This is a genomic window from Mesorhizobium sp. M7A.F.Ca.CA.004.12.1.1 (genome assembly GCF_003997835.1).
GTDB lineage: Bacteria > Pseudomonadota > Alphaproteobacteria > Rhizobiales > Rhizobiaceae > Mesorhizobium.
Genome location: NZ_RZRK01000563.1, coordinates 1 through 4,073, shown reverse-complemented (window position 1 = coordinate 4,073; position 4,073 = coordinate 1). Strand labels below are relative to the sequence as shown.

General features: G+C 62.7%; 4 protein-coding genes. 3 read left to right on the top strand and 1 reads right to left on the bottom strand.

The window, feature by feature from the left end; translation table 11 throughout:
- Both EN984_RS25075 and EN984_RS25070 read left to right on the top strand, forming a co-directional pair.
- Positions 1-419: ABC transporter permease subunit (locus tag EN984_RS25075; protein ID WP_127384020.1), on the top strand; the 419-nt coding region annotated here is incomplete at its 5' end.
- Between the two features lie 36 nt (positions 420-455).
- Positions 456-1,475, top strand: coding sequence for an aliphatic sulfonate ABC transporter substrate-binding protein (locus tag EN984_RS25070; RefSeq protein WP_127270899.1), 1,020 nt, complete (start codon positions 456-458; stop codon positions 1,473-1,475).
- A 49-nt stretch (positions 1,476-1,524) separates the two neighbouring features.
- Here EN984_RS25070 and EN984_RS25065 read toward each other — a convergent pair whose 3' ends face one another.
- Entirely contained in the window at positions 1,525-2,553 is a 1,029-nt protein-coding gene (locus tag EN984_RS25065; RefSeq protein ID WP_127269506.1) for a LacI family DNA-binding transcriptional regulator, read from the bottom strand.
- Between the two features lie 337 nt (positions 2,554-2,890).
- On the opposite strand from EN984_RS25065, the gene EN984_RS25060 reads away from it, so the two are divergent.
- A partial coding sequence (locus EN984_RS25060; RefSeq protein WP_127384019.1) for an extracellular solute-binding protein occupies positions 2,891-4,073 on the top strand: 1,183 nt, incomplete at its 3' end.

The following is a 4,073-nucleotide window of genomic DNA, read 5'->3' as shown; positions in this document are numbered from 1 at the left end:
GTGAGGAATCGAAGGTCGCGATCACCTTCTACTCCTCGGTTTTCTTTCTCCTCGTCAACACGATCAGCGGCGTCAAGTCGGTGGATCCGCTGCTGATCAAGGCGGCGCGCTCGATGGGTACGTCCGACTTCGATCTGTTCCGCAAAGTCATCCTGCCGGCCAGCATTCCCTCGATCGTCGCCGGCGCCCGGCTGGCGGTGAAATCCTCGCTGTTCGCGGTCATCGGCGCCGAGATGCTGGCGGCCAAATCCGGCCTCGGTTTCCTCATCCAGAACTCGCAGCTGATGATGGAAACGGCCGACATGTACGCCGGCATCCTGACGCTGACCGTCATCGGCCTGACCGTCAACTACCTGCTCGTCTGGTTCGAGCGCTGGGCAACAGCCTGGAAAGGCCAGTCCGAGACCTCGCTCATTTAAGCGGTCCATTCATTCCAACCAGGAAGGATTTTTCCCATGCCCAACATTCCATTCGACGCACTTCGCCGGCTGCTGCTGAAGGGCGCTATTGGCGTCGTCATCGGCCTTGGTGGCATGCCTGCCTTCGCGCAGGACAAGCCTGAAATTATCCGCATCGGCAGTACCGCGCCGGGGCATCTCAAATTCATCCTCGCCCAGAAGGACGGCTGGTGGGAGAAGGAGTTCGCCAAGGACGGCATCAAGGTCGAACTGGTGACTTTCAATGGCGGTTCGGAGGCGACGACCGCGCTGGCCACCGGTGCGATCGAATTCACCTATACCGGCAACAATCCGGCGCTGCGGGTTGCTGCGTCCGGCGCCGACGTCAAGCTGATCGGCCTGTCGAGCTATGTGAAGGCCGGCGGTTCCTACATCGTCGTCAAGACCGGCTCGCCGCTGAAGACGCTGCAGGATCTCAGGGGCAAGAAGGTCGCCTATCTCACCGGCACGGTGCGGCATTCGAACTTCAGCAAGGCGCTGAACAGCGTCGGCCTGACCACCAATGACGTCGAAGGTCTGAACCTGCCGTTCGAGGCATCCGGCCCGGCGTTGCTGCGCGGCGATATCGACGCCATTGTCGAGACCGATTCGACGGCGGCCAAGCTGGTCGACACCGGCGAGGCGCGCGTCCTGTTCGACACCAGCACTCATCCGGAATGGAACGTGCCCAACGTCATCTCGGTCAACGGCGCCTTCGCGGCGAAATATCCCGATCTGGTCAAGCGGCTGCTGAAGGTCGATATCGAGATTTCGCGTTGGGCCGATGCCCATCCGGACCAGACGATCAAGACCTTTGTCGAGGCCACCAAGTCGTCGGAAAAATCCGTCCGCAAGACCTATGCCGACGGGGTGTTCCATCAGGATCCGAAACTCACGGACGGCGCGATCGCCGCCTTGCAAGGCGAGGAGAAATTCATGGCCAGCGCCGGGCTGCTGAAGGGCTCGATCGACTATGGCAAATGGGTCGACAAGAGCTTTGTCGATGGCGCCGCGGCTGAAGTCGCTGCCGTCCAATAGACTAGAAGCATCGAGCGGGCGGGCGCTTTGCGGCGCCGCCTCGTACAGGTCAAATCTCCGGGATGTTCTCCTTGAAGATCACCTGCAGCCTTGGTTGGTGCAGTTCATAGGGCAGTCCCCGGACCGCATGGATCAGGGTGTTGAGCGCTTCGCGGGCCTCGACGCGCGGGTTCTGGTCGATGACAGCGTCGAGCGTGCCGTCGAGCAGAAGGTCCTTGGTCCCGTCCGTCACTTCGTGGCCGAGGAAGACCATGGACTGGGCGCGGTCGCGCTCCTTGAGCGCGCGGGCGATGCCGGTGTTGCCGGCGCCGACATTGTAGATCGCGGCAAGGTCGGGGTGCCGCTCCAGCAGGGCCGATGCCTCCGAATAGGCCTTCTCGCGATCGTCGAGCATTTCGCGCATTTCGACGATCTGCAGATTGGGTGATTCCTCGGTCAGCACGTGGCGGAACCCCATCTCGCGTTCTTCGTGGCCGCGATAGGACAGCGAACCTGCGAACAGCGCCACCTTGCCCGGACGCCCCGATCCCATGAAGCGGTTGAGCAGATAGCCGGCCAGCCGCCCGGCGGCGCGGTTGTCGATGCCGATATACGCGACCCTGGGCACATGCAGGATGTCGGAAGCGATGGTCACCACCTTGATGTCGTTGGCCGACAGGGAGCGGATCGCTTCGCGCACCGTCGGATGGTCGAGTGCGATGACGCCGACGCCTTGCGTCTGTCCGCGCAGATCCTGCAGCAGGCGAGCGAGCCGGTCAGGATTGAAGCCCTCTATGGTGGCGATACGAACATCGAGGTCGGGCCGCGCCAGAGCCTGTGCCTCGATGTGGCGGTGCAGCATCTTGATGAAGGAATTGGTGCCGGCCGGCAGGGCGAAGTCGAGCCGGATGACCTCGCCGGGCGAGGGCCGTGGCGGCGTGCCGTTCGGGCCTTCGGCGATGTAGCCGAGGCGCTGCGCCATTTCGAGCACGATTTCCCGCGTGCGCGCCCGTACGCCGGGCCGGTTGTTGAGCACGCGGTCGACGGTGGCGGCCGAGACGCCGGCCTCCCGGGCTATGTCAGTCAGGGTGGAACGCACCGTCTTTCATCTCCTGCATGCGTCGGATCGGCTGGTGACGGCTTCCGCGTCATCGGCGATTCTGATGGGAAATGATGTATCCGCCCTTGGCCGATGTGCAAGCCGCCGGGCTAAATCAAATGGTCCGGCAGGGCTGCGCAGGGCCGGGAAGGGTCGGGTGCCCTCAAATTGAGGCATCCGGCTTGACGGATGGATCCCGTTTTTGTGCATTTTCCTTGCCCTATTGCGATGTTATGATGTGTTTTGATTATTTATGATGTTGACAGCCTTGCCATGCTGTCGTCAATATCCCTCATAAGGGTCGTGGAGGAAACGTGGCCCTGAGGGAGGAGTTTCAATGTCTGACTTGATCCGCATCTCGCGGCGCCGGCTGCTGGCATCTGGAGGAAAGGCGGCCGTCATGATGGCCGCTGCTGGTATCGCACCCCAATTCATTCGTCCCGGCCGTGCCTATGCGGCCGACGCGCTGGCGCCAGGCATGATCGGCGGCCCGACGGGCTTCGAAGGGGCCGAGCGCTACCAGTATGGCGCCGATACGCCGGAAGGCCGCGCCATCGAGGCGGCGAAGGCGCTGAAGGGCGCCGGCAAGGCGCCGACCAAGATCGTGCTCGGCCTGTCCGACGGCTCGATCGGCCAGCTCACGCAGCCGTTCCCGGCCGGTGCGCCGTCGATCAAGGAGCTGTGGGAAAAGGAAACCGGCATCGCGATCGAAATCGTCGGTCTGCCGAACGGCCAGGAATTCACCAAGACGATGCAGGACATCTCCACCAAGGGTGGGGCCTACGACATCTACTCGACCGAATGGAACCGCCTCGGCGACCTCGCCGAAACCGGCGGCATCGCCAAGCTCGACGACTTTGTCGCGCAGCATAAGCCTGAATGGGACGATCCCGTCAGCGGCTATGTCAACGGCGCCAAGGGCGTGTCGCTGCTCAACAAATACCGCGGCTCGAACTATGGCGTGTCGCTGGACGGCGACTTCCAGACTTGGGTCTACCGCACCGACCTGTTCGGCGACGAAGCCGAGAAGAAGGCCTTCAAGGACAAATACGGCTACGATCTGGCGCCGCCGAAGACCTGGAAGCAGCATGGCGACATCGCCGCCTTCTTCCAGCGACCGGACAAGGGCCTGTTCGGCTCGACCGACCTGCGCAACCAGGGCTGGGGCTACACGAACTGGTACCAGCGCTATGTCTCGATGGCTTCGCCCAACCAGTTCCTGTTTGGCGATGACGGCAAGCCGATGATCAATTCCGAGCAAGGCATCGCCGCCACCAACGAATATGTTGCTTCGCTCGCGCATCATTCGCCGGATGCGATCTCCTGGGGTTGGCCGGAGCAATACGGCAACTTCGCCAAGGGTGGTGCGGCGATGACCTGCGCCTTCTCCAACCTGCCGAAATTCCTCGACAATGCCGGCAACAAGGATTCAGCCGTCACCGGCAAGATCGGCTCGATGCTGCCGCCCGGCCGCGAGATCGGCGGCAAGCTGATCAGCCGTTCCGTGCTGTGGTTTTCGC

Excerpts from the sequence above, each read along its gene's own strand:
- EN984_RS25070 (WP_127270899.1), top strand. The coding sequence starts at position 456 with ATGCCCAACATTCCATTCGACGCACTTCGCCGGCTGCTGCTGAAGGGC.